The sequence below is a fragment of the Marinobacter profundi genome (assembly GCF_002744715.1).
In the GTDB taxonomy this organism is placed as follows: domain Bacteria; phylum Pseudomonadota; class Gammaproteobacteria; order Pseudomonadales; family Oleiphilaceae; genus Marinobacter; species Marinobacter profundi.
This window is the reverse complement of record NZ_KZ319369.1, coordinates 193,930-212,983: the sequence shown is the minus strand read 5'-3', so window position 1 is coordinate 212,983 and position 19,054 is coordinate 193,930. Positions and strand designations below refer to the sequence as shown.

21 protein-coding genes are annotated in these 19,054 nt (G+C 62.4%); 15 read left to right on the top strand and 6 right to left on the bottom strand.

Annotated features, from left to right (window positions below; all coding sequences use genetic code 11):
- Positions 1-45: 45 nt before the first annotated feature.
- The gene (locus CLH61_RS06510; RefSeq protein ID WP_099613901.1) at positions 46-963 is read right to left on the bottom strand and encodes an AEC family transporter; all 918 of its coding nucleotides are present in this window, start codon (positions 961-963) and stop codon (positions 46-48) included.
- 244 nt (positions 964-1,207) lie between these two features.
- Here CLH61_RS06510 and CLH61_RS06505 point away from each other — a divergent pair, with 244 nt between their 5' ends.
- From CLH61_RS06505 to CLH61_RS06480, 6 genes are all read left to right on the top strand, one after another.
- On the top strand, positions 1,208-1,657 hold the full coding sequence (locus tag CLH61_RS06505) for a c-type cytochrome (RefSeq protein WP_099613900.1): 450 nt from the start codon (positions 1,208-1,210) through the stop codon (positions 1,655-1,657).
- Between the two features lie 10 nt (positions 1,658-1,667).
- On the top strand, positions 1,668-3,083 hold the full coding sequence (locus tag CLH61_RS06500) for a cbb3-type cytochrome c oxidase subunit I (RefSeq protein WP_099613899.1): 1,416 nt from the start codon (positions 1,668-1,670) through the stop codon (positions 3,081-3,083).
- Positions 3,084-3,146: 63 nt separating this feature from the next.
- The gene (locus CLH61_RS06495; protein ID WP_099613898.1) at positions 3,147-4,094 is read left to right on the top strand and encodes a 4Fe-4S binding protein; all 948 of its coding nucleotides are present in this window, start codon (positions 3,147-3,149) and stop codon (positions 4,092-4,094) included.
- 14 nt (positions 4,095-4,108) lie between these two features.
- Positions 4,109-5,929: a nitric oxide reductase activation protein NorD gene (locus CLH61_RS06490; RefSeq protein WP_099613897.1), complete on the top strand. Its 1,821-nt coding sequence runs from the start codon at positions 4,109-4,111 to the stop codon at positions 5,927-5,929.
- Between the two features lie 2 nt (positions 5,930-5,931).
- The gene (locus tag CLH61_RS06485) at positions 5,932-6,516 is read left to right on the top strand and encodes a cytochrome c oxidase subunit 3 (protein WP_099613896.1); all 585 of its coding nucleotides are present in this window, start codon (positions 5,932-5,934) and stop codon (positions 6,514-6,516) included.
- 26 nt (positions 6,517-6,542) lie between these two features.
- On the top strand, positions 6,543-6,782 hold the full coding sequence (locus CLH61_RS06480) for a cytochrome C oxidase subunit IV family protein (protein ID WP_099613895.1): 240 nt from the start codon (positions 6,543-6,545) through the stop codon (positions 6,780-6,782).
- Positions 6,783-6,964: 182 nt separating this feature from the next.
- Here CLH61_RS06480 and CLH61_RS06475 read toward each other — a convergent pair whose 3' ends face one another.
- Genes CLH61_RS06475 through CLH61_RS06455 form a run of 5 tightly spaced genes read right to left on the bottom strand, consistent with a single transcriptional unit; the run spans position 6,965 to position 10,494 of the window.
- A complete protein-coding gene (locus CLH61_RS06475) occupies positions 6,965-7,294 on the bottom strand; it encodes a hypothetical protein (RefSeq protein ID WP_228152554.1) in 330 nt (109 codons plus the stop codon).
- 10 nt (positions 7,295-7,304) lie between these two features.
- The gene (locus CLH61_RS06470) at positions 7,305-8,093 is read right to left on the bottom strand and encodes a CbbQ/NirQ/NorQ/GpvN family protein (protein WP_099613893.1); all 789 of its coding nucleotides are present in this window, start codon (positions 8,091-8,093) and stop codon (positions 7,305-7,307) included.
- Entirely contained in the window at positions 8,090-8,887 is a 798-nt protein-coding gene (locus CLH61_RS06465) for a hypothetical protein (protein ID WP_143752101.1), read from the bottom strand. The genes CLH61_RS06470 and CLH61_RS06465 overlap by 4 nt, the downstream gene beginning before the upstream one ends.
- Complete coding sequence (locus tag CLH61_RS06460; RefSeq protein WP_228152553.1) at positions 8,844-10,127, bottom strand: cytochrome D1 domain-containing protein; 1,284 nt, start codon at positions 10,125-10,127, stop codon at positions 8,844-8,846. Before CLH61_RS06460 ends, CLH61_RS06465 begins: the two co-directional genes overlap by 44 nt.
- Positions 10,128-10,140: 13 nt before the next feature.
- A complete protein-coding gene (locus CLH61_RS06455) occupies positions 10,141-10,494 on the bottom strand; it encodes a c-type cytochrome (protein WP_099614200.1) in 354 nt (117 codons plus the stop codon).
- A 225-nt stretch (positions 10,495-10,719) separates the two neighbouring features.
- Between CLH61_RS06455 and CLH61_RS06450 the strand changes: the two genes are divergently transcribed.
- From CLH61_RS06450 to CLH61_RS06410, 9 genes are all read left to right on the top strand, one after another.
- Positions 10,720-12,444, top strand: a complete 1,725-nt coding sequence (locus tag CLH61_RS06450) for a nitrite reductase (protein ID WP_099613891.1) — start codon at positions 10,720-10,722, stop codon at positions 12,442-12,444.
- Between the two features lie 28 nt (positions 12,445-12,472).
- Positions 12,473-12,937, top strand: coding sequence for an AsnC family transcriptional regulator (locus tag CLH61_RS06445; RefSeq protein WP_099613890.1), 465 nt, complete (start codon positions 12,473-12,475; stop codon positions 12,935-12,937).
- Positions 12,938-12,987: 50 nt separating this feature from the next.
- Complete coding sequence (gene ahbB, locus CLH61_RS06440) at positions 12,988-13,491, top strand: siroheme decarboxylase subunit beta (protein ID WP_407657559.1); 504 nt, start codon at positions 12,988-12,990, stop codon at positions 13,489-13,491.
- Complete coding sequence (locus CLH61_RS06435; protein ID WP_099613889.1) at positions 13,475-13,954, top strand: Lrp/AsnC family transcriptional regulator; 480 nt, start codon at positions 13,475-13,477, stop codon at positions 13,952-13,954. The genes ahbB (CLH61_RS06440) and CLH61_RS06435 overlap by 17 nt, the downstream gene beginning before the upstream one ends.
- Positions 13,955-14,009: 55 nt before the next feature.
- Positions 14,010-14,489 (top strand): siroheme decarboxylase subunit beta, encoded by a 480-nt coding sequence (gene ahbB, locus CLH61_RS06430; protein WP_099613888.1) that lies wholly within the window; start codon positions 14,010-14,012, stop codon positions 14,487-14,489.
- A 28-nt stretch (positions 14,490-14,517) separates the two neighbouring features.
- Positions 14,518-15,714 (top strand): heme d1 biosynthesis radical SAM protein NirJ, encoded by a 1,197-nt coding sequence (gene nirJ, locus CLH61_RS06425; RefSeq protein ID WP_099613887.1) that lies wholly within the window; start codon positions 14,518-14,520, stop codon positions 15,712-15,714.
- Between the two features lie 10 nt (positions 15,715-15,724).
- Positions 15,725-16,591 carry a uroporphyrinogen-III C-methyltransferase gene (gene cobA / locus CLH61_RS06420; RefSeq protein ID WP_099613886.1) on the top strand — a complete coding sequence of 289 codons (867 nt, stop codon included), beginning with the start codon at positions 15,725-15,727 and terminating at the stop codon, positions 16,589-16,591.
- Between the two features lie 87 nt (positions 16,592-16,678).
- Entirely contained in the window at positions 16,679-18,172 is a 1,494-nt protein-coding gene (locus CLH61_RS06415) for a nitrite reductase (protein WP_099614198.1), read from the top strand.
- Between the two features lie 166 nt (positions 18,173-18,338).
- On the top strand, positions 18,339-19,040 hold the full coding sequence (locus CLH61_RS06410; protein WP_099613885.1) for a Crp/Fnr family transcriptional regulator: 702 nt from the start codon (positions 18,339-18,341) through the stop codon (positions 19,038-19,040).
- The last annotated feature ends 14 nt before the right edge of the window (positions 19,041-19,054 follow it).

Here is a 19,054-nt window from a genome sequence, read left to right as displayed (position 1 = left end):
CGGCAGCGTGGCACCGGCACTCAAGGGCTCCACCTCCGGTTCCCGCTAGAACGCGAGCGAAACCATCACCGGAATGAACGCCAGGGCAAACAGCGTGGTCAGCAGTACGGTACCCGCAGCCTGGCGTGGCGACGTGTCCAGCAGGGTGGCTATGACCACGGTGTTGGCAGCAATCGGGGTGATCGAAATCAGGAACATGGCCTGGTGGACGGCGGTGTCGTAGATCCCCAGTACGTTGGCATCCAGCCACCAGAACAGGATGGCCACCAGTGGCCAGATCACGAACTTGCCGAAAAAGGCCAGGGCGGTAAAACGGACATTGCCGGCCAGGCCCCGGAAACTGGTGATGCCCATGCCGATGATCATCATGCCGAGCACACTGTAGGCGCCCCGCAGGTTATCGAACAACGGCTGGAAGACCTCCGGTATCCCCACGCCATTGAGGTTGAGCAGCACCGCCGCCACAAAGGCATAAACCGATGGCAGTTTTGCGACCCGCAACAGTGCATCCTGCAAGCCGTAGCGGCCCCTCGCTGCCAGATAGAAGCCCACCGAATTCTCGAACAGGGTGGTCCCCAGCATACACACGATATACAGCCCAAGACCCTCCTCGCCGAACAGCAACAGCGCCACCGGCACTCCGAAATAGCCGGTGTTACCGGAACCGACACACAATGGGATGATGTTGGCGCTGCCGTCACGGATCACCTTTTTTGCCAGCTTCAGCTGCACCAGTCCCAGCACCGAAGATAGCCCGAAAACCAGGAACGGCAGCAGGATCACCTCGGTCGACAGTGGCGCCACCATCACCCCGGAGAACACCACCGACGGCGTGACGATATACAGCATGATGCCGGCAATGTGACGGCCGCTGGCCTCCAGGTACCGCCCGGCTATCCAGCCCAGGGCTACGGTAACGTACAGCGGAATCAACTTGATAAAAAGCGCAAGGGCAGCAGCCATCGATACTCCGGAAGCGGCAAGTGAACAGACTCAGGCCGCGCAGTCTATCACCACCGCCCGGCGCGGACGATATTCCCCCGCTGCCCGCACACCCCGCCGTTTCGCATACCTCTCTGGAGGTAACTCCCCGGATCAATAGCAGGATCCCCTAATTTCTTTGATAATCATCAACAGTATTTAAAATGCATCTTTATATCCTAGTAGCGCAATCAGGTTTTCCATAACGATCAAGGAGAGCAGAACAATGGCCGAGCGCTTTACCAAAAGCATGGCCAGGAACATCTATCTGGGGGGAAGTGCCTTCTTCGTCCTGTTGTTCCTGGCCCTCACCTATGACACCCAGTCACGGGCCATGCCCGAACGTGACAACCGGGAACTGATCACCGCCGAGGTGGCCCAGGGCAAACACATCTGGGAGGAAAATAACTGCGTCGGCTGCCACTCGTTGATGGGCGAAGGCGCGTATTTCGCGCCGGAACTGGCCAACGTGTTTGACCGCCGCGGTGCCGGCGACAGTGCGACCTTCAAGTCCTACATGCGGGCCTGGATGAACGCCATGCCCACCAATGTGCCGGGCCGCCGCCAGATGCCCCAGTTCAACCTGACCGACGAAGAGATCGATGCGCTCGCGGCCTTCCTGGAGTGGACATCGAAAATCGACGACAACAACTGGCCACCCAATATCGAAGGCTGAGGGAACTGACATGAAATACGAATCCCAAAGGGTCGCCATGCCCTACTTCATCTTCGCCCTGCTGTTGTTTGCCGGCCAGATCGTATTCGGCCTGGTGCTCGGCCTGCAGTATGTCGTGGGCGACTTCCTGTTTCCGGAGATCCCCTTCAACGTCGCCCGGATGGTGCATACCAACCTGCTGATTGTCTGGCTGCTGTTCGGCTTCATGGGCGCCACCTACTATCTGGTGCCGGAAGAGGCCCAGACCGAGCTCTACAGCCCGTTGCTGGCGTGGATCCTGTTCTGGGTGTTTGCCGCCGCCGGCACTCTGACCATTCTCGGCTACCTGTTTGTCGACTACGCCACCTTGGCCGATGTCACCATGAACCGGTTACTGCCCACCATGGGCCGGGAGTTCCTTGAGCAGCCCACCATCACCAAGATAGGCATAGCGCTGGTGGTGGTCGGATTCCTGTTCAATATCCTGATGACTGCCCTCAAGGGCCGTAAAACCGTGGTCAACATCGTGCTGATTACCGGCCTGGTCGGGCTGGCAGTGCTCTGGCTGTTCTCCTTCTACAACCCCAGCAACCTCACCCTGGACAAATACTTCTGGTGGTTTGTCGTCCACCTGTGGGTAGAAGGCGTGTGGGAACTGATCATGGGCGCCATCCTCGCCTACGTACTGATCAAGATTACCGGGGTCGACCGGGAAGTGATCGAGAAGTGGCTGTACGTCATCATCGCCATGGCGTTGATTACCGGCATCATCGGTACCGGCCACCACTTCTTCTGGATCGGGCCGCCCGAGTACTGGCTGTGGCTGGGTTCCGTGTTCTCTGCCCTGGAGCCGCTGCCGTTCTTCATGATGGTGCTGTTCGCCTTCAACATGATCAACCGCCGCCGGCGTAACCACCCCAACAAGGCCGCCATGCTGTGGGCCATGGGGACTGCGGTGATGGCATTCCTCGGCGCTGGCGTTTGGGGCTTCCTGCATACCCTGGCACCGGTGAACTACTACACCCACGGCAGCCAGATTACCGCTGCTCACGGCCACATGGCCTTCTACGGCGCCTACGTGATGATCGTGCTGACCATCATCTCCTATGCCATGCCGATCATGCGCGGCCGGCCCTACGGCAACAGTAATACTGCCCAGGTACTGGAGATGTGGGGCTTCTGGCTGATGACCATCTCCATGGTGTTCATCACCCTGTTCCTGACCGGCGCCGGCATCCTGCAGATCTGGCTGCAGCGGATTCCGGAAAGCGGCGAGGCGCTGTCGTTCATGGCCACCCAGGACAACATCGCGCTGTTCTACTGGATGCGCTTTGTTGCCGGCTGCTTCTTCCTGGGCGGGCTGGTGGTCTACTTCGGCAGCTTCTTCATCGGCGGACAGGCGTCTGCTGCGGAAGAGGTCCGCGGACCTGCCACCGAAGACGCCTGATCGGAGCCATTCAACGCCGGGGCCTGGTGCCCCGGCCTTCACCCCTGACGGGATACCATCAACGTGCCTGCACCGACCACCAACAAGGACACCCTGCAGCGGAACCGACTGCTGACCCGCAGCGGCTTCTTCCTGCTGTTCCTGCTTGCGCCGGTGCTCAACATCTTTCGTTATGACCTGACGGAAACCCACTTCATCCTGTTCGGGTTTCCGCTCTCTTTCAATCTCGACCTGGACTGGGTGTCCCACAGTGCCCCGGCAGAAGTCGCGGGACAAATCCTGGTCTGGTTCGTGTTACCGATTACCGTACTGGTCCCCCTGGTGCTCTGGGTGGCCTGGAAATGGGGGCGGATTTACTGCGGCTGGCTGTGCCCCCACTTCTCTGTGGTCGAAACCATCAATCACTTGATGACCCGGATTACCGGTCGCCCCACCCTGTGGGAAGCCCTGAAGAAAGGTCGCCGCGGCAAGTTCATCCACTGGACTGGACTGACCCTGGTGTGCGGACTGATCGGATTCTCCTGGGCACTGGCGCTGCTGTCCTACCTGCTGCCGCCGATTCCGCTGTACACCGACCTCATCACCGGCAATCTAGCCTTTTACCCCTCGGTGTTTCTCGCGGTGGCCAGCACCGTGTTTACCCTGGATTTCCTGTTTGCCCGCCACCTGTTTTGCAAATATGGCTGCGCCTTCGGCGTGGTGCAAAGCATTGCCTGGATGACCAACGGCCGCGGCCGCCTGGTAACCTTTGATACCGCCCGAGCCGCGGCCTGCCGGGACTGCACCCGGGCCTGTGACGAAGCCTGCCCGATGCGGCTGCCCACCCGCAGCCATAAACGGGCAAAGTTCACCTGCACCCAGTGCCTGCAATGCGTCAGCGCCTGTCGCGAGGTCCAGAAAGACAATCCGGAAGGCAGCCTGCTGCACTGGGAGCCGGGCCAGCCTAACCGGCAAACCGTGCTGATTCCGGTTCACCAGCTGGACACCGCCCCGCGCAAGGGCCGCACCTGACCAACGGAGCTGATATGGAAGAATGGGTCGGATTCAAGTGGCACGAATACATCACCCGGCAGGCGCTCGGGGAGTTCCCGGAGCATGCGGTGTGCCTGAAAGACGAGGCCCGGACCCTCGGCGTACTGTTCCGCGCCCTTGGCGGCGATCCAGCACTGAGTCTGGTCACCGCCGAACCCCGCCACTTCCAGATCCGCCGGCGCCTGCTGCAGAAACTGGCCGGAACCCACCGCAAATTCGAACTGGCATGGCGGGATGACCAGAGCCTGCGCCTGCCGGAGCGGCTGGCGCTGTTCCCCGACAAACAGCTGAATCGCGAGCTCTATCTATGGCTGGCGGCACTGGCCGCCACTGACAGCCAGGAACATCCCGACTGGTTCACTGCAAACCAGCAACGGGTACAGCACCTGCTTGCCCACTGGCCAGGCCTGGAAACCATGTACCAACGACTGGTTCGCCACACCCTGCAATGGCGGCCGGACCCGGACAGCCTGCCGGAGGCCGAAGCCCAGCGCGAGCGTGCCCTGCGCCAGGCGCTGATCCACCCCGGCAGCGTCACCCGCCTGCCCCGCGCCACCACCGACCCCTGGCCCGTCATCCTCTGGCTATACCCGGTGCTGGGCAAGGGCAAAGTCAGCGGCCAGGTCATTGATGACGATGCCAACTCCAGGCCCGGAGGCCTGGCAAAGAAGAACAAGCGCCGCCAGGCAGAACGGGTAGACGGCTTCGATCGCGACCAGGGCCTGATGATCTTCCGCCTGGAGAGCCTGTTTTCCTGGACCGAATTCATCCCGGTAGACCGGGCCGGTGACGACACCGAAGAAGAAGATGCCGAGGCCGTCGCCGACGACATGGACATGATCTCCATCTCCAGCGACCGGCGGGAAACCTCCTCGGCGATCAAGTTTGACCTCGACCTGCCATCGGAAGAAAACGACGACCTGCGCCTGGGCCCCGGCATCCACCTGCCCGAATGGGACTGGCGCAGCCAGGGCTACCGGGAAAAGTTCTGCTGCCTGCAACCCATGCTCAGCCGTGACGCGGTGCCATCACCACTGCCGGAGGCACTGAAACGGCCCGCGCAGCGGCTGCGCCGCCAGTTCAGCGCACTCAAACCGCTGAAACAGTGGCAGCGCCGGCAAACCGAGGGTGACGAACTCGATCTCGACGCCTGCCTGGACCGGGAAGTCCAGCATCGCCGCGGCTCCGGGGTGATCGACCAGAAACTGTTCCGCCGCTGCCAGCTCAGTCAGCGCGACCTTGCCTGCCTGATCCTCGCCGATGTGTCGCTGTCGACCGACACCTACATCAACAACCATCAGCGGGTTATCGACATTACCCGTGACGGCCTGCAGCTGCTCAGCGAAGCGCTCCAGGCCAGCCGCGATCCGTTTGCCCTGTTCGCCTTCTCATCCCGGCGCCGCGACCATGTGCGCTTTCACCACATCAAGGGCTTTGACGAGGCCTACACCGACATCAGCCGCGGACGGATCCAGGCCCTGGAGCCGGGTTACTACACCCGCATGGGCGCGGCCATTCGCCAGGCCACCCGCCTGCTGCAGGCTCGCCATGAGCACCAGAAAATCCTCCTGCTGCTCACCGACGGCAAGCCCAACGACCTGGACCTCTACGAAGGCCGCTACGGCGTCGAAGACACCCGCATGGCCGTGCAGGAAGCCCACAAGGCCGGACTGACCCCGTTCTGCGTCACCATTGACGACGACGCCAGCGAATACCTGCCCTACGTGTTCGGCAGCAACAACTTCGTAGTCATCCGCGACCCGGCACAACTGCCCCTGCAACTGCCCAAACTCTATATGAACCTGACCCGCTGACCATGACCGACCAGAGCCTGATTCAACCGCCCGCCAACCGCCACCTGCCCGGAGACCTGGCTGTGTGGATGTTCATCTTTGCCGAACTGGCGGTATTCGGCATCCTGTTCATCGGCTTTACCGTCGCCCGCAGCCTCGACCCGGCCACCTTCCACGCCGGCCGCGACGTGCTCCACCCCTGGGTCGGCCTGCTCAACACCATCGCCCTGATCACCGCCAGCTACCTGGTCGCCACCGCCGTCCACCAGCTGCGCCACCGCGAACCCGGCAGCCAGCTCCGACTGTGGCTCGCCCTCGCAGTATCTTCGGTGTACACCGCCGGCAAACTGTGGGAGTACGGTGATCTCTACAGCCTCGGCTACAACCTGGGCACCGATACCTTCTTCATGTTCTATTTCTTCCTGACCTTCTTCCACTTCATGCACGTGGTCCTGGGCCAGATCATCCTGACAGTACTGGCGGTTAAAGTCCGCCGCGGCGACTACGACGGCTCCGACATGAACGGCATGGAATCCGGCGCCTCGTACTGGCACATGGTCGACCTGGTCTGGCTGGTGCTGTTTCCGATGATTTACGTGCTGGCCTGAACGTACTGGCCTGAGGAGGAACTGACATGCTGACAATCTACCTCGCCCTGATGATCTGTACCGCACTGCCGGTGCTCGCCCTGCAAACCGGCCTGGGCGCGGAATTCCTGGCCTGGCTGGTGTTCGGCCTCATCCTCGTAAAGGCGATGCTGCTGGTCGATCACTTCATGGAAATGCGCCACGCCCCCAAAGGCTGGCGCTTCGCCGCCCAGGCCTGGGCGCCGGTGGTGGTGGCGGTGATTGCGGGGTTTCATGCAGTGAGCTAGAGGGGCTGTGAGACCTTAAAGCCGCGGAGGCTGGCACCCAGGTCAGAAAGAGCTTTTGGCGCGGGTTGTCCAAAACTGTGCGGAGCCATGGATGGCGGAGCCCAAGCGTCACAGGGATGTGCCGCAAGGAGCGGGTTTTGGACAACCCGCGTCAAAAGCTCTCGCCCCCTGAATAACGCAGGCTACAACCACTGCGCGGGAAACAACGGCCGCTTGTCAGACATAGCCTGAGCCAAGGCAATCATCCCCCACAACACAAATCCCGTGTGCAGCACGATCGCCCAAACCAGAGCAAAGCTCCAGAAGTGCCCGGTATTGCCCAGCGCCAGCCAGGCAACGCCCACCCCGGAACTGATCAATACCGCCCCGATCACCGACATAAACATCGCCGCACGGGTATGGGCCCGCCGCAAGGCATTGGTATCGGCACTGCCGGCAAACAACCACAGCAACACCGCAAATCCGACCAGCGGAATCACCAGCAGATTCAGCAAATACCAGACAACCGGCACCACCGCTCCGCTAGCGGCCGTCTTCCGGCCTCCCGAATACTGCATACCCCACCTCCATGAGTGCGCTAACCGTCGCTTCATCATCCGACAGCGGCTCGATCATGCCGGCGCGCACCGCATCCAGCGGCGGCAACCCTGCCCGGATCATCAACGCGGTATGAATCAGCAACCGCGTCGATGCCGCCTCCTCCAGATCGTGATCCTTCAGATTGCGCAGCGCAGTCGCAAGGCTGACCAGCTGCACCGCCAGCTCGCGGTCGCAACCCGCCTCCTCGATCACAATGGCCTGTTCCGCCTCGGCCGCCGGATAATCAAACCGCAGTGACACAAAACGCTGCCGGGTGCTCGGTTTCATACCTTTGAGCAGGCTCTGGTAACCCGGGTTATAGGACACCACCAGCATAAAGCCCGGCGCCGCGGTCAGCAGCTCACCGGTGCGCTCAATGGGCAGTTCGCGACGGTCATCTGCCAGCGGATGCAGTACCACCGTGGTATCTTTGCGCGCTTCCACCACCTCATCAAGATAGCAGATGCCCCCTTCCCGCACCGCCCGGGTCAACGGGCCGTCCTGCCAGTAGGTACCGTCAGGGCCGATCAGATGACGCCCCACCAGATCGGCCGCGGTCAGATCGTCGTGACAGGCGACGGTGTACACCGGACGCCCCAGCTGCTCCGCCATATAGCGCACAAAACGGGTCTTGCCACAGCCGGTGGGCCCCTTGATCAGCACCGGCAGACCGTTGTCGGCTGCCGCCCGGAAAAGTTCAATCTCGTTGCCAATCGGCTGATAAAAAGTCATTGGACATCATCCTCTGAAATCTGTTGCTGGGGCCCGGCAAAACCGTCAACCCACTCCGGAAAAATCACAAAAACCTGGCGGTCATCCGCCCGGGATAAGCGCTGCAGTGCCTGCTCACAGGCCAGCGCCCCGGAACGCCACGCCGGCCCCCGGTACCAGCCGGCAGCCATCACCGGCTCCCCCGCCCAGGTCACCGCCAGCCCGTTGCTATCCAGCAGCGGCAGAACAAACCCGAGTTCCGACACCGCCGCATAGGTGTTGTTGTGGAGCAGCAGGCCCAGTGCCGAACTGTAATCTCCGGCCTGGTAAAGCCGTTCAGGGCCCGGCCGCACACCCTCGCCGCCAAGGGCAGCCAGGGGCAGGTCCGCACCAAGCGGATCGGCACCGCCAACCGTGGCCAGGTCCCGGTCCTCCAGCTGCCCCAACGCCGTGACCCCGGCGGTCCGCCGGGATACCCAGACCGGTTGCGGCAAGCGCCGTTGCCGGTTGAGCGCCACCAGCACCGGAGCTGCCTCCTCGCCAGCTTCATCCGCGGCAGGGCTGAACCGGAAAGCCAACGCGGTGTTGCGGTCCGCCTCACCAAAGCGAATCGTGGCCGGACAATCCGCGCTTTCCAGGTAGCGGCCCAGGCGGAAACGCGCTACAGCGGTGACGGCGGTGACCGCCTCGATTGTCACCTCGACCGCCGGCTGGTCTTCAGCGTGCACCGCCAGCGCCACCACGTAAAGCGCCGCAGCCGCGCCGGTACGCCTACAAACCGAGAGTATGCGCCCGGCTGGTAAAGAAAATGCCACTGGGTTTCTCCGCCTCCAGGGTCGCCACCGGCTCCAGGCTACGGGTGCTGTAAACGGTAATCCGGTTACTGTCCCGCGCCGACACCCAGACCTCTTCGCCCCGCGGCGAAAATTCCATGTGCAGCACCGCCTTGCCCGGCTCGAGGGTGCGGATCACCTGGCGACTGCGAGTATCGATCACCTGGACCACATCGTTCCCGGGGTGGGCAAAGCTTACCCAGATCTGCCGGTTATCCGGGCTGGCCATCACAAACACCGGCTGGCCCTGAACGGGAATCCGGTCCTCCAGCGCCCAGTCCGCCATATTTGCCACCAACACCTGGTGATGACCCACCGCGGGTACAAACGCCCGGCCACCGGCAATCGCCCAGCCTTCCAGGTGAGGCATCTTGTACACCGGCAGCTTCTGTTCCCCCTTGCCATAACCGGGCAGGATTTCGCTAACCCCCAGTTCAGGATTCCACAGATCCAGCAAAGACAGGCCGTCCTGACCAAACAGCCCGGCAATGTAATAGCGGCCATCGGGTGAGATCAGCGCATCATAGGGCGCCCGGCCAGCCGGATAGCGGGTAATTTCCCGTGCGGGCGACGCCATATCGAGCGTCCACACCTGATCCGCATCAAACAGGCTGAAAACAAACTGGTTGCCCGGCGCATCCACCAGGCCCACGGTCTTGGAGCGGGCCGGCTCGCCCAGCGCGGTGGTGTAGTGGGCGGGAATGTCCATCACCTGCTCCAGAGTCCCGCTGTCAAACACCTTCACGCCACCCGGCTGGTAGTTGGAGACCGCGACAAAACGCCCGTCCTGGGAGATGGCCCCGCCGATGCTGTTTCCGGACTGCAGGGTACGATTGACAATGCGGCGGGTCAGCAGATCCACCTTGGTAAGCCCGCCGTCGCGACCGAATACAAAGCCGTAGCGGGCATCGCGGGAGTACACCACGGAGGCGTGGGATAAATCACCCAGGCCCTCGATGCGCCCGAGCGTCTTATGGGCAGTGGTATCGACAACCAGCACCGAACCGGTGGCCCGCTCGATGACCAGCCCCAGGTCGCCGGTGCCTCGCAGCTCAGTCAGCTCTGGCACCCCTGCTGCGTCAACGTCCGCTGCACCCGGCCCCGGGGCCTGGCAGCCCGCCAGCAGGAGCGCCAGCACTGGCCAAAGGCAGTTGGCAGCCAGGCGCCGGCGTACAGCGGCGACCCGCGGACAAGACCTCTCACGTCGCATCAAAAACTTCATCGGGCATCTCCCGTCATTGTGGTGCCACCAGCGCGCCGGCTTTCAGCTGCTCACTGATCCAGCGGATTTCCTGGTCCGATAACAATGCCCTCCAGGGCGGCATGGCGGTGCCCGGCACACCATCGCGAATGATGGCGGCGATCGCCGGAGCCGGCAGCCGGGCGAGATCCTCGGCCCGTAAAGGCGGTCCCAGCCCGCCCTTGAGGGTCATACCATGGCAGGACCCGCAATCCTGCAGCACCAGGTTGGCGAGTTGCTCCTGCGGCTCGGCGGAAACCAGCGGTGCCAGCAGGATCAGCACCGAAAAAATTACCCGCTGCTGCAGCCCGGCCACCAGGCCAGCTGAATGTATCCGATTTGTTGCCACCAGAAAGCCTCCGTCCAGCACTTAACGCCATCCTGAACAGTCAGTCCGGCGCCATCCTTGACTTTGGTAAAAGAAACTAACGTCGCCCAAGGGATTTGGATATACCTCCAGCTGGGTAGACCAACAGATAAAATACATCTTCTGATATTGATCAAGGTTTGAAGGAGCAAATCCGCGAAACCTTAAAACACTCTTACATTCCGAGGAGAGGACCTGATGAGAGTTATGAGGGTTACACAGCGACTGTTCCATCCACTGGCCCTGGCCGTTGCCATTGCATCCACCGGAGCAATGACCGCCAGCGCCGCACCCAAACACCCGGAAACCCCGGCCACAGCTTACGAAGGAGCACCCACCACCATTGCCCCCGAATCCGCCAAAGTAGTCCGCACGCCCGGCGCGCCGGACCTGACCGAAGCGGAATTCGAGAAAGCCAAGAAGATCTTCTTCGAGCGCTGCGCCGGTTGCCACGGCGTGTTGCGCAAAGGTGCCACCGGCAAGCCCCTGACCACCGATATCACCCAGGAACGCGGGCTGGATTACCTGAAGGTGTTCATCAACTTCGGCTCACCGGCCGGCATGCCCAACTGGGGCACCTCCGGTGACCTCACCGAAGACGAAGTCGAGCTGATGGCCAAGTACCTGATGCACGAGCCGCCCGAGCCACCGGAATACGGCCTGGCGGAAATGAAAGCCACCTGGGAGGTGGTGATCCCGCCGGAGCAGCGTCCCAAGAAGCAGCTCAATAAGCTGAACCTGAAAAACCTGTTCAGTGTCACCCTGCGGGATGCCGGCCAGATTGCCCTGATCGACGGTGACAGCAAGAAAATCGCCCACGTCATCAACACCGGCTACGCCGTCCACATCTCCCGCATGTCTGCGTCCGGCCGCTACCTGTTCGTGATCGGTCGGGATGCGCTGATCAACATGGTGGATCTGTGGATGGAGAAACCGGACACCGTGGCCAAGATCAAGGTGGGCCTGGAAGCCCGCTCCGTGGAAACCTCCAAGTACAAGGGTTACGAGGACACCTACGCGGTTGCCGGCACCTACTGGCCACCCCAGTTCGTGATCATGGATGGCGAGACCCTGGAGCCGAAAAAAATCGTCTCCACCCGCGGCATGACGGTGGATACCCAGGAATACCATCCGGAACCCCGGGTTGCCGCCATTGTGGCCTCCCACAAACATCCGGAGTTCATCGTCAACGTCAAGGAAACCGGCAAGATCATGCTGGTGAATTACGAGGACCTGGAAAGCCTGAACACCACCACCATCAACGCCGCACGCTTCCTCCACGACGGTGGCTGGGACAGCAGCATGCGTTACTTCATGACCGCCGCCAACCAGTCCAACAAGATTGCCGTGGTGGACTCCAAGGAACGCAAGCTGGCAGCGCTGGTGGAAGTGGGCAGTATTCCCCACCCCGGCCGTGGCGCCAACTTTGTCGATCCTGAGTTCGGACCGGTCTGGGCAACCAGCCACCTGGGCGACCCGACCATCCAGATGATCGGCACCGACCCGGACAACCATCCGGACAATGCCTGGAAGGTGGTCCGCACCCTCAATGGCCAGGGCGGTGGCTCGCTGTTTATCAAGACCCATCCGAAATCCAGCAACCTGTATGTGGATACCGCGCTGAACCCCGCCGAGGCGGTGAGCCAGAGCGTGGCGGTGTATGACATCGACAACCTGGAGGCCGGCTATGAGGTTCTGCCGATCGCGGAATGGGCGAATCTTGGTGAAGGACCGAAACGCGTGGTGCAACCGGAATACAACGTAGCCGGTGATGAGGTCTGGTTCTCGGTCTGGAATGGCAAGGACCAGAAATCGGCGCTGGTGGTGGTCGACGACAAGACCCGCAAGCTCAAGGCGGTGATCAAGGATGAACGGCTGGTCACTCCGACCGGCAAGTTCAACGTCTACAACACCCAGCACGACGTGTACTGACCGTTCCCCACCCGGACGAGGTGACCCGATGAGACTGGACCACAAAGACCGTCAACTGATCGACCGCTTCCAGCATAACCTGCCGGTTTGCGAGCGCCCGTTCCTGGCCATGGCCGAGGAAGTCGGGCTGGCAGAGGAGGAGGTCATCGGGCGGCTGGAAGCACTCCAGGCCCGGGAGGTCATCAGCCGGGTGGGACCGGTATTTGAACACCGCCGGGCAGGCGCCAGCCTGCTCGCCGCGGTGGCCGCACCGGAAGAGCAGATCGACCTGATCGCGGCCTGCATCAATCATGCTCCGGGGGTAAATCACAATTACGCCCGCGAGCATGCCTACAACCTCTGGTTCGTGATGACCGCCCCCGATGAGGAGACTCTCGACGAGCGGCTGGACGAACTGGAACACCAGCTTCGGTTACCGATACTGAGGCTGCCCATGGTTGAGGGCTATCACATCGACCTGGGCTTCGACATCGACTGGGAGTCCCTGCCGTGAACCGCAATCTGCAGCCCTCCGCACCGGCCATCCAGGCCTGCCTGAGGTGCATTGCTCCGGGCCCGGAGCCCGTGAGCGCCTGGGGCCTGTTGCGACTGCGCCAGCAACTGGAAAATGGCCTGCCGCTGACCCCACGCCCGTTCCAGACTCTCGCGGAACGGTCCGGACTGACCGAGGAGCAAGTCGTACACGCGGTCCGGCAATGGCAGCAGGAAGGCCTGATCAAGCGCATGGGCCTGGTGGTCCGCCACCGTACCCTGGGGTACACCGCCAACGCCATGGTGGTCTGGGATGTCCCGGATCAGCGGGTCAGCCAACTCGGTGCAAAGCTCGCCGAAGCCCGCTGTGTCACCCTCTGCTACCAGCGCCCGCGCCGCCTGCCGGACTGGCCCTACAACCTGTTCTGCATGATCCACGGCACCAGCCGGGGCACGGTGCAGGACCAGTTGCAGCAACTCATCGACACCCATGGCCTGGCCGACGTGCCCCATGCCGTCCTGTTCAGTCACAAGGCGTACCTGCAGCGGGGAGGCCGTTATGCCAGCAGAAGCTGACCGCACCGCCCCCGCAACCTTCAGTCCCGCGCAGCGGGCCATCATCAACCGGCTCCAGCATGGCCTGCCCCTGGTTCCCCGGCCCTACGCGGCGGTGGCCGAAGAGCTTGGCCTGAGCGAGGCGGCGCTGCTTGACCACCTGCATGACCTGCTGGCGACGGGAATCCTGACCCGCTTCGGGCCGATGTTCCATGCCGGTGAACTTGGCGGTGGTCTGACCCTGGCCGCGATGCGCATTCCGGAAGCGGACTTTGCCCGGGTGAGCGAGCAGGTCAACAGCTTTGCCGAAGTGGCCCATAACTACCGCCGCGAACACCAGCTCAACATGTGGTTCGTACTGGCGACCGAGACCGGAGAGGCCATCGCCGAGGTGATCCGGGCCATCGAGGCAAAAACCGGTTACCCGGTTTACAACATGCCCAAGGAGGAGGAGTTCCATGTCCGGCTTCACTTTGCCGTCTGACTCACGACCGTCCGGGGCTCCGTTGCCCGGCTCCGGATCTTCGCAGACAGACTATGTGCTGAGCGCCACCGACCGTGAACTGATCCTGGCCACTCAGGCGGGCCTGCCACTGGTGCCGGACCCCTGGGGCGAGCTCGGCCAGCGCCTCGGCTTGCCAGCTGACGAGATTCTCGCCCGCTTCCAGCGTATGCAGCAGGCCGGCGTCATCCGGCGGGTGGCCGCGGTACCGGACCATTACCGCCTGGGCTATCGCTTTAACGGCATGACTGTGTGGAATGTGGCAGACGAACACATCAGGGAACTCGGCCAGGCGACCGGACAACTGCCGTTTGTCAGCCACTGTTACCGCCGGCCCCGCCACCTGCCCTACTGGCCCTACAACCTGTTTGCCATGGTGCACGGCACCAGCCGCAACGAGGTGGAAACCAAGGCTCAGCAGATCCGCGAGCTGCTCGGCACGGCCTGTGGTGAACACACCATCCTGTACAGCTCGGCCATCCTGAAAAAAACCGGACTGCGGCTGCGCAGAACCTGAACCAGATCATCGGGAGAGAGGACACACCATGTTCAGAATGACCCGCTACATCAAGAGCCTGATGAATCCGGCCCCGGTTCGCGCGGTCCCCGGCCCGTCCGGCCCGGTGGTAATCTGGAACCTGATTCGCCGCTGCAACCTGACCTGCAAACACTGCTATTCCATCTCGGCAGATGTGGACTTCAAGGGTGAACTCAGCACCACTGAAGTTTTCACCGTGATGGATGATCTCAAGCGCTTTGGCGTACCGGTACTGATCCTGTCTGGCGGCGAGCCCCTGATGCGTCCGGACATCTTCGATATTTCCCGACGAGCGCGGAACCTTGGTTTCTACGTCGGCCTGTCCACCAACGGCACGCTGATCACTGCCGACAACATCCGCCAGATTGCCGACGCCGGCTATGACTACGTCGGCATCAGTATCGACGGGCTGGAGCAGACCCACGACGACTTCCGCCAGAAACAGGGTGCCTTCGCCGCTTCCATGAAAGCGGTCGCGCTGTGCAAGCAAGCCGGCATCAAGGTCGGCCTGCGCTTCACCCTGACCCAGGACAACTACCCGCAGCTGCCGGACATGCTGCAGCTGCTCGACGAGCACGACATCGACAAGTTCTACCTGTCGCACCTGAACTATTCCGGCCGCGGAGGCCGCAACCGCAAGCGCGACGCCTGGTACGACATGACCCGGGACGCCATGACCCTGCTGTTCAACCACTGCCACGACGAGCTGCAACGGGGCATCGAGCGGGAATACGTCACCGGCAACAACGATGCCGACGGTCCCTTCCTGCTGCAATGGGCGGCCGAACACTACCCGAACCAGGTGCCGGCCCTCGCCCAACGGCTGGCAAACTGGGGCGGCAATGCCTCCGGAGTGAACATCGCCAACATCGACAACCTCGGCGAAGTCCACCCGGACACCTTCTGGTGGAACCACAACCTGGGCAACGTGCGGCGCCAGCCCTTCTCGCAAATCTGGCGGGATGCCAGCGATCCGCTAATGACCGGCTTGCGCCAGCATCCCCGCCCGGTCAAAGGCCGTTGCGCCGGCTGCCATTACCTGGCCATCTGCAATGGCAACACCCGGGTGCGGGCCTACAACGTCTCTGGCGACTTCTGGGAAGAAGACCCCGGTTGCTACCTCACCAATGAAGAAATCGGGGTTGCCGATACACCGCGGCGGGTTGCCGCACCGGTGGTCGAAATTCCGGTCCACAACCTTTAAGGAGCCCGCCATGACCAACGGCAAACACAAGAAATGCCTGGTGGAATTCCAGCTCGCCGAGCCACCGTTGCGGGCCGGCGAAGTGGCCATCGTCGGCGCTGGCCCCGGTGACCCCGGCCTGCTGACCCTGCGCGCCCTGATGTTGATCCGCCAGGCCGACGCGCTGGTCTACGACCGCCTGGTATCACCCCAGATCATGGAGCTGGCAAGCCCGACAGCGGAGCGCATCCACGTCGGCAAGGCCAGCGGCTGCCATTATGTGCCCCAGGAGGAAACCAACGAACTGCTGGTACAACTGGCCCGGCAGCAGCGCCGGGTGGTGCGGCTGAAAGGTGGTGATCCGTACATCTTCGGCCGCGGCGGTGAAGAAGCAGAGTTCCTGGTCGACCACAAGATCGATTTCCTGGTGGTACCCGGCATCACCTCTGCCGCCGGCTGCGCTTCCTACTGCGGGATTCCGCTCACCCATCGGGATTATGCCCAGAGCGTGACCTTTGTCACCGGGCACCGCAAATCCGATCATTGCCTGGAGCTGAACTGGCCGGTGCTCGCCGCACCGGGGCAGACCCGGGTGTTCTATATGGGACTGCACAACGCCCCGACCATTGTCCGTGAACTGACTGCCCACGGCCTGTCGGCCAGCTGCCCGGTCGCGCTGGTGGAGCGGGGCACCACGCCGCAGCAGCACATGGCGGTGACCACCCTCGCCGGCCTGGCAGACACCATTGCCCGGGAAGGCTTCCAGCCACCCACCCTGATTATCGTCGGAGAGGTGGTGGCACTGGCCGGCAAGCTGGCCAAATCCGTTGCTACCGGCCAGGGCAGTGCTCCTGTTACGGCGGCCCAGCGGCCGGTCGCGGCATTGCCTGTACGCTGACCACCGACGACCGACGATTAACCAGATTCGTTAGAAGGAACCGCCATGTCCGTTACGCTGCTTCGCCACCCCGCCGTCAGGTACCTGATGCTGGGCGGCTTGCTGGCCGCTGCCGGCGCCCTCACCCTCGCCCTCACCCAGGCCCAAGCCCAGGCCGCGGAGCCCGGAACCGCCGAGCTGTATGCGGAACACTGCGCCTCCTGCCATGGGACCGACCGCCTTGGCGCCATGGGGCCCGCGCTGTTACCGGAGAACCTGGCCCGGCTGAAACAGGCCGATGCCGCCCGGGTCATTCTCAACGGGCGGCCGGCAACCCAGATGCCGGCGTTCGCCGAGACCCTGTCGGCGGAGTCCGCCCAGGCCCTCGCACAGTTCATCTACCAGCCCCCGGCCGAACCACCCCGCTGGGCCGAGCCCGAGATTCTCGCCAGCCACCTGCTGCCTCACCCCGCTGGCAGCCTGCCCGATGAGCCGGTCTTCGAAGCAGATATGCTGAACCTGTTCCTGGTCGTGGAAATCGGCGACCACCACGTCACTGTGCTGGACGGTGACACCATGACACCCGTGACCCGCTTTGCCAGTCGTTATGCCCTGCACGGCGGCCCCAAGTACAGCCCCGACGGCCGCTATGTCTATTTCGGCTCGCGGGATGGCTGGATTACCAAGTACGACCTCTACAATCTCCGCGTGGTGGCCGAAGTCCGCGCCGGCATCAATATGCGCAACATTGCGGTATCTGCCGACGGCAACTATGTGCTCGCCGCCAACTACCTGCCCCACAGCCTGGTACTGTTTGATGCCACCAACCTCGGGCTGATGAAGGTCATCGACGTGACCGGCGAGAACGGCACCAGTTCAAGAGTCAGCGCGGTCTACACCGCTCCGCCACGCGGCAGCTTTATCGCCGCACTGAAGGATCTGCCGGAAGCCTGGGAAATCACCGTCAGGCAGGGCCGGCCAGAGGTGCGGGTGATGGCAACCGGCACCTACCTGGATGACTTCTTCTTCGACCCCGGTTATCAACACCTGATCGGCGCCGCCCGGGACGGCAAGCACGGCCTGGTCATCGACCTCGACAGCGGCAAGACCATTGCCGACCTGCCCCTGCCGGGCATGCCGCACCTCGGCTCCGGCATTACCTGGGATTACCGGGGACGCCGGGTGATGGCCACCCCCCACTTCCGCACCGGTGCCGTATCCATCATCGACATGGATAACTGGGAAGTTATCAAGACCCTGCAGACCGAGGGACCGGGCTTCTTTATGCGGAGCCATGAAAACTCCCGCTATGCCTGGGTCGATGTGTTTTTCGGTCCCAACAGCGACAAGGTCCACGTCATCGACAAGCAGACCCTGGAGATCGTCAAAACCCTGCAGCCGGCGCCGGGCAAGGTGTCCGCTCATGTGGAGTTCGACCGCTACGGCGAGAAACTGCTGTTGAGTGTCTGGGATGATGACGGCGCGGTGATTGCCTACGACGCCAATACCCTCGAAGAGCTCAAACGGCTGCCGATGAACAAGCCCTCAGGCAAATACAACGTCTGGAACAAGATTCGTTATGAGGAGGGCACCAGCCACTAACCCCGCCCCATCACTGGTCCGCCTGTCCCCCCCTGTCGTAATGGCAGGTAACAGGTAAACTGGAGCATTATCCAGTTTACCTGTTACCCTTAATGATTTAAGTCATTTCACATGCATGATTGCGGGTGGAATAATGCCGCGGACCATGAGAAGGGGGTCAGAGACCATGAAGACTGAGTCGGAGCCGCGATTTTCTTCGGCGCCATGCCTGCTCGGCGAGAGCAACCCGGACATCATCCGCCAGGAGCCCGCATCCGGATCCCTGGCTTTGCTTAACGGCCTGAGCCGGGTATTTGGTATGCGCCTGAGCGACGATCCCGACAAGCCGGAAAACCACTTTCTCAACAACCTGTCCCGCCTGTTCCACCAGCACCGGATCAATCCGGAAACTGCAATGGAGAAACACGAACGCCCCTGGGCCAACGTGTATCTGGTGCAATATGGTATCCTGCGGCTGTTCCGTGAGGCTCCCAGCGGCAAAACCGCCGTCCACCATTTTTTCGCCGAAGGCGACATGGTGTGGCCGGTATTTGGCCGCAGCCGGACCGTGCGCAACACCCTGTGCCTGACCTCGGTCACTCCGGCAACTGTATGGGTGGCGGACTTCTCCGCGTTCCGGTCGGCGGTTCAGGCTCAGGGAGACGGCTACTGGGCCCGCTTCGCACTCGCCCTCACCGAAGAGCTGGCCGAACTGACCAGCATGCGGGAGTTCCGTAAACAGACGCTGTCGGCCCGGGAACGTTACCTGTTGTTGCTCGAGGAATACCCGGAACTGGTCAAGCGGGTTCCGGATAACCAGCTGGCGTCGTGGCTGGGCGTGGTGCCGGCAACGTTCTCACGGCTGAAAAGCGCGACCCGCAATCACTGATGCCCATCCCGGTT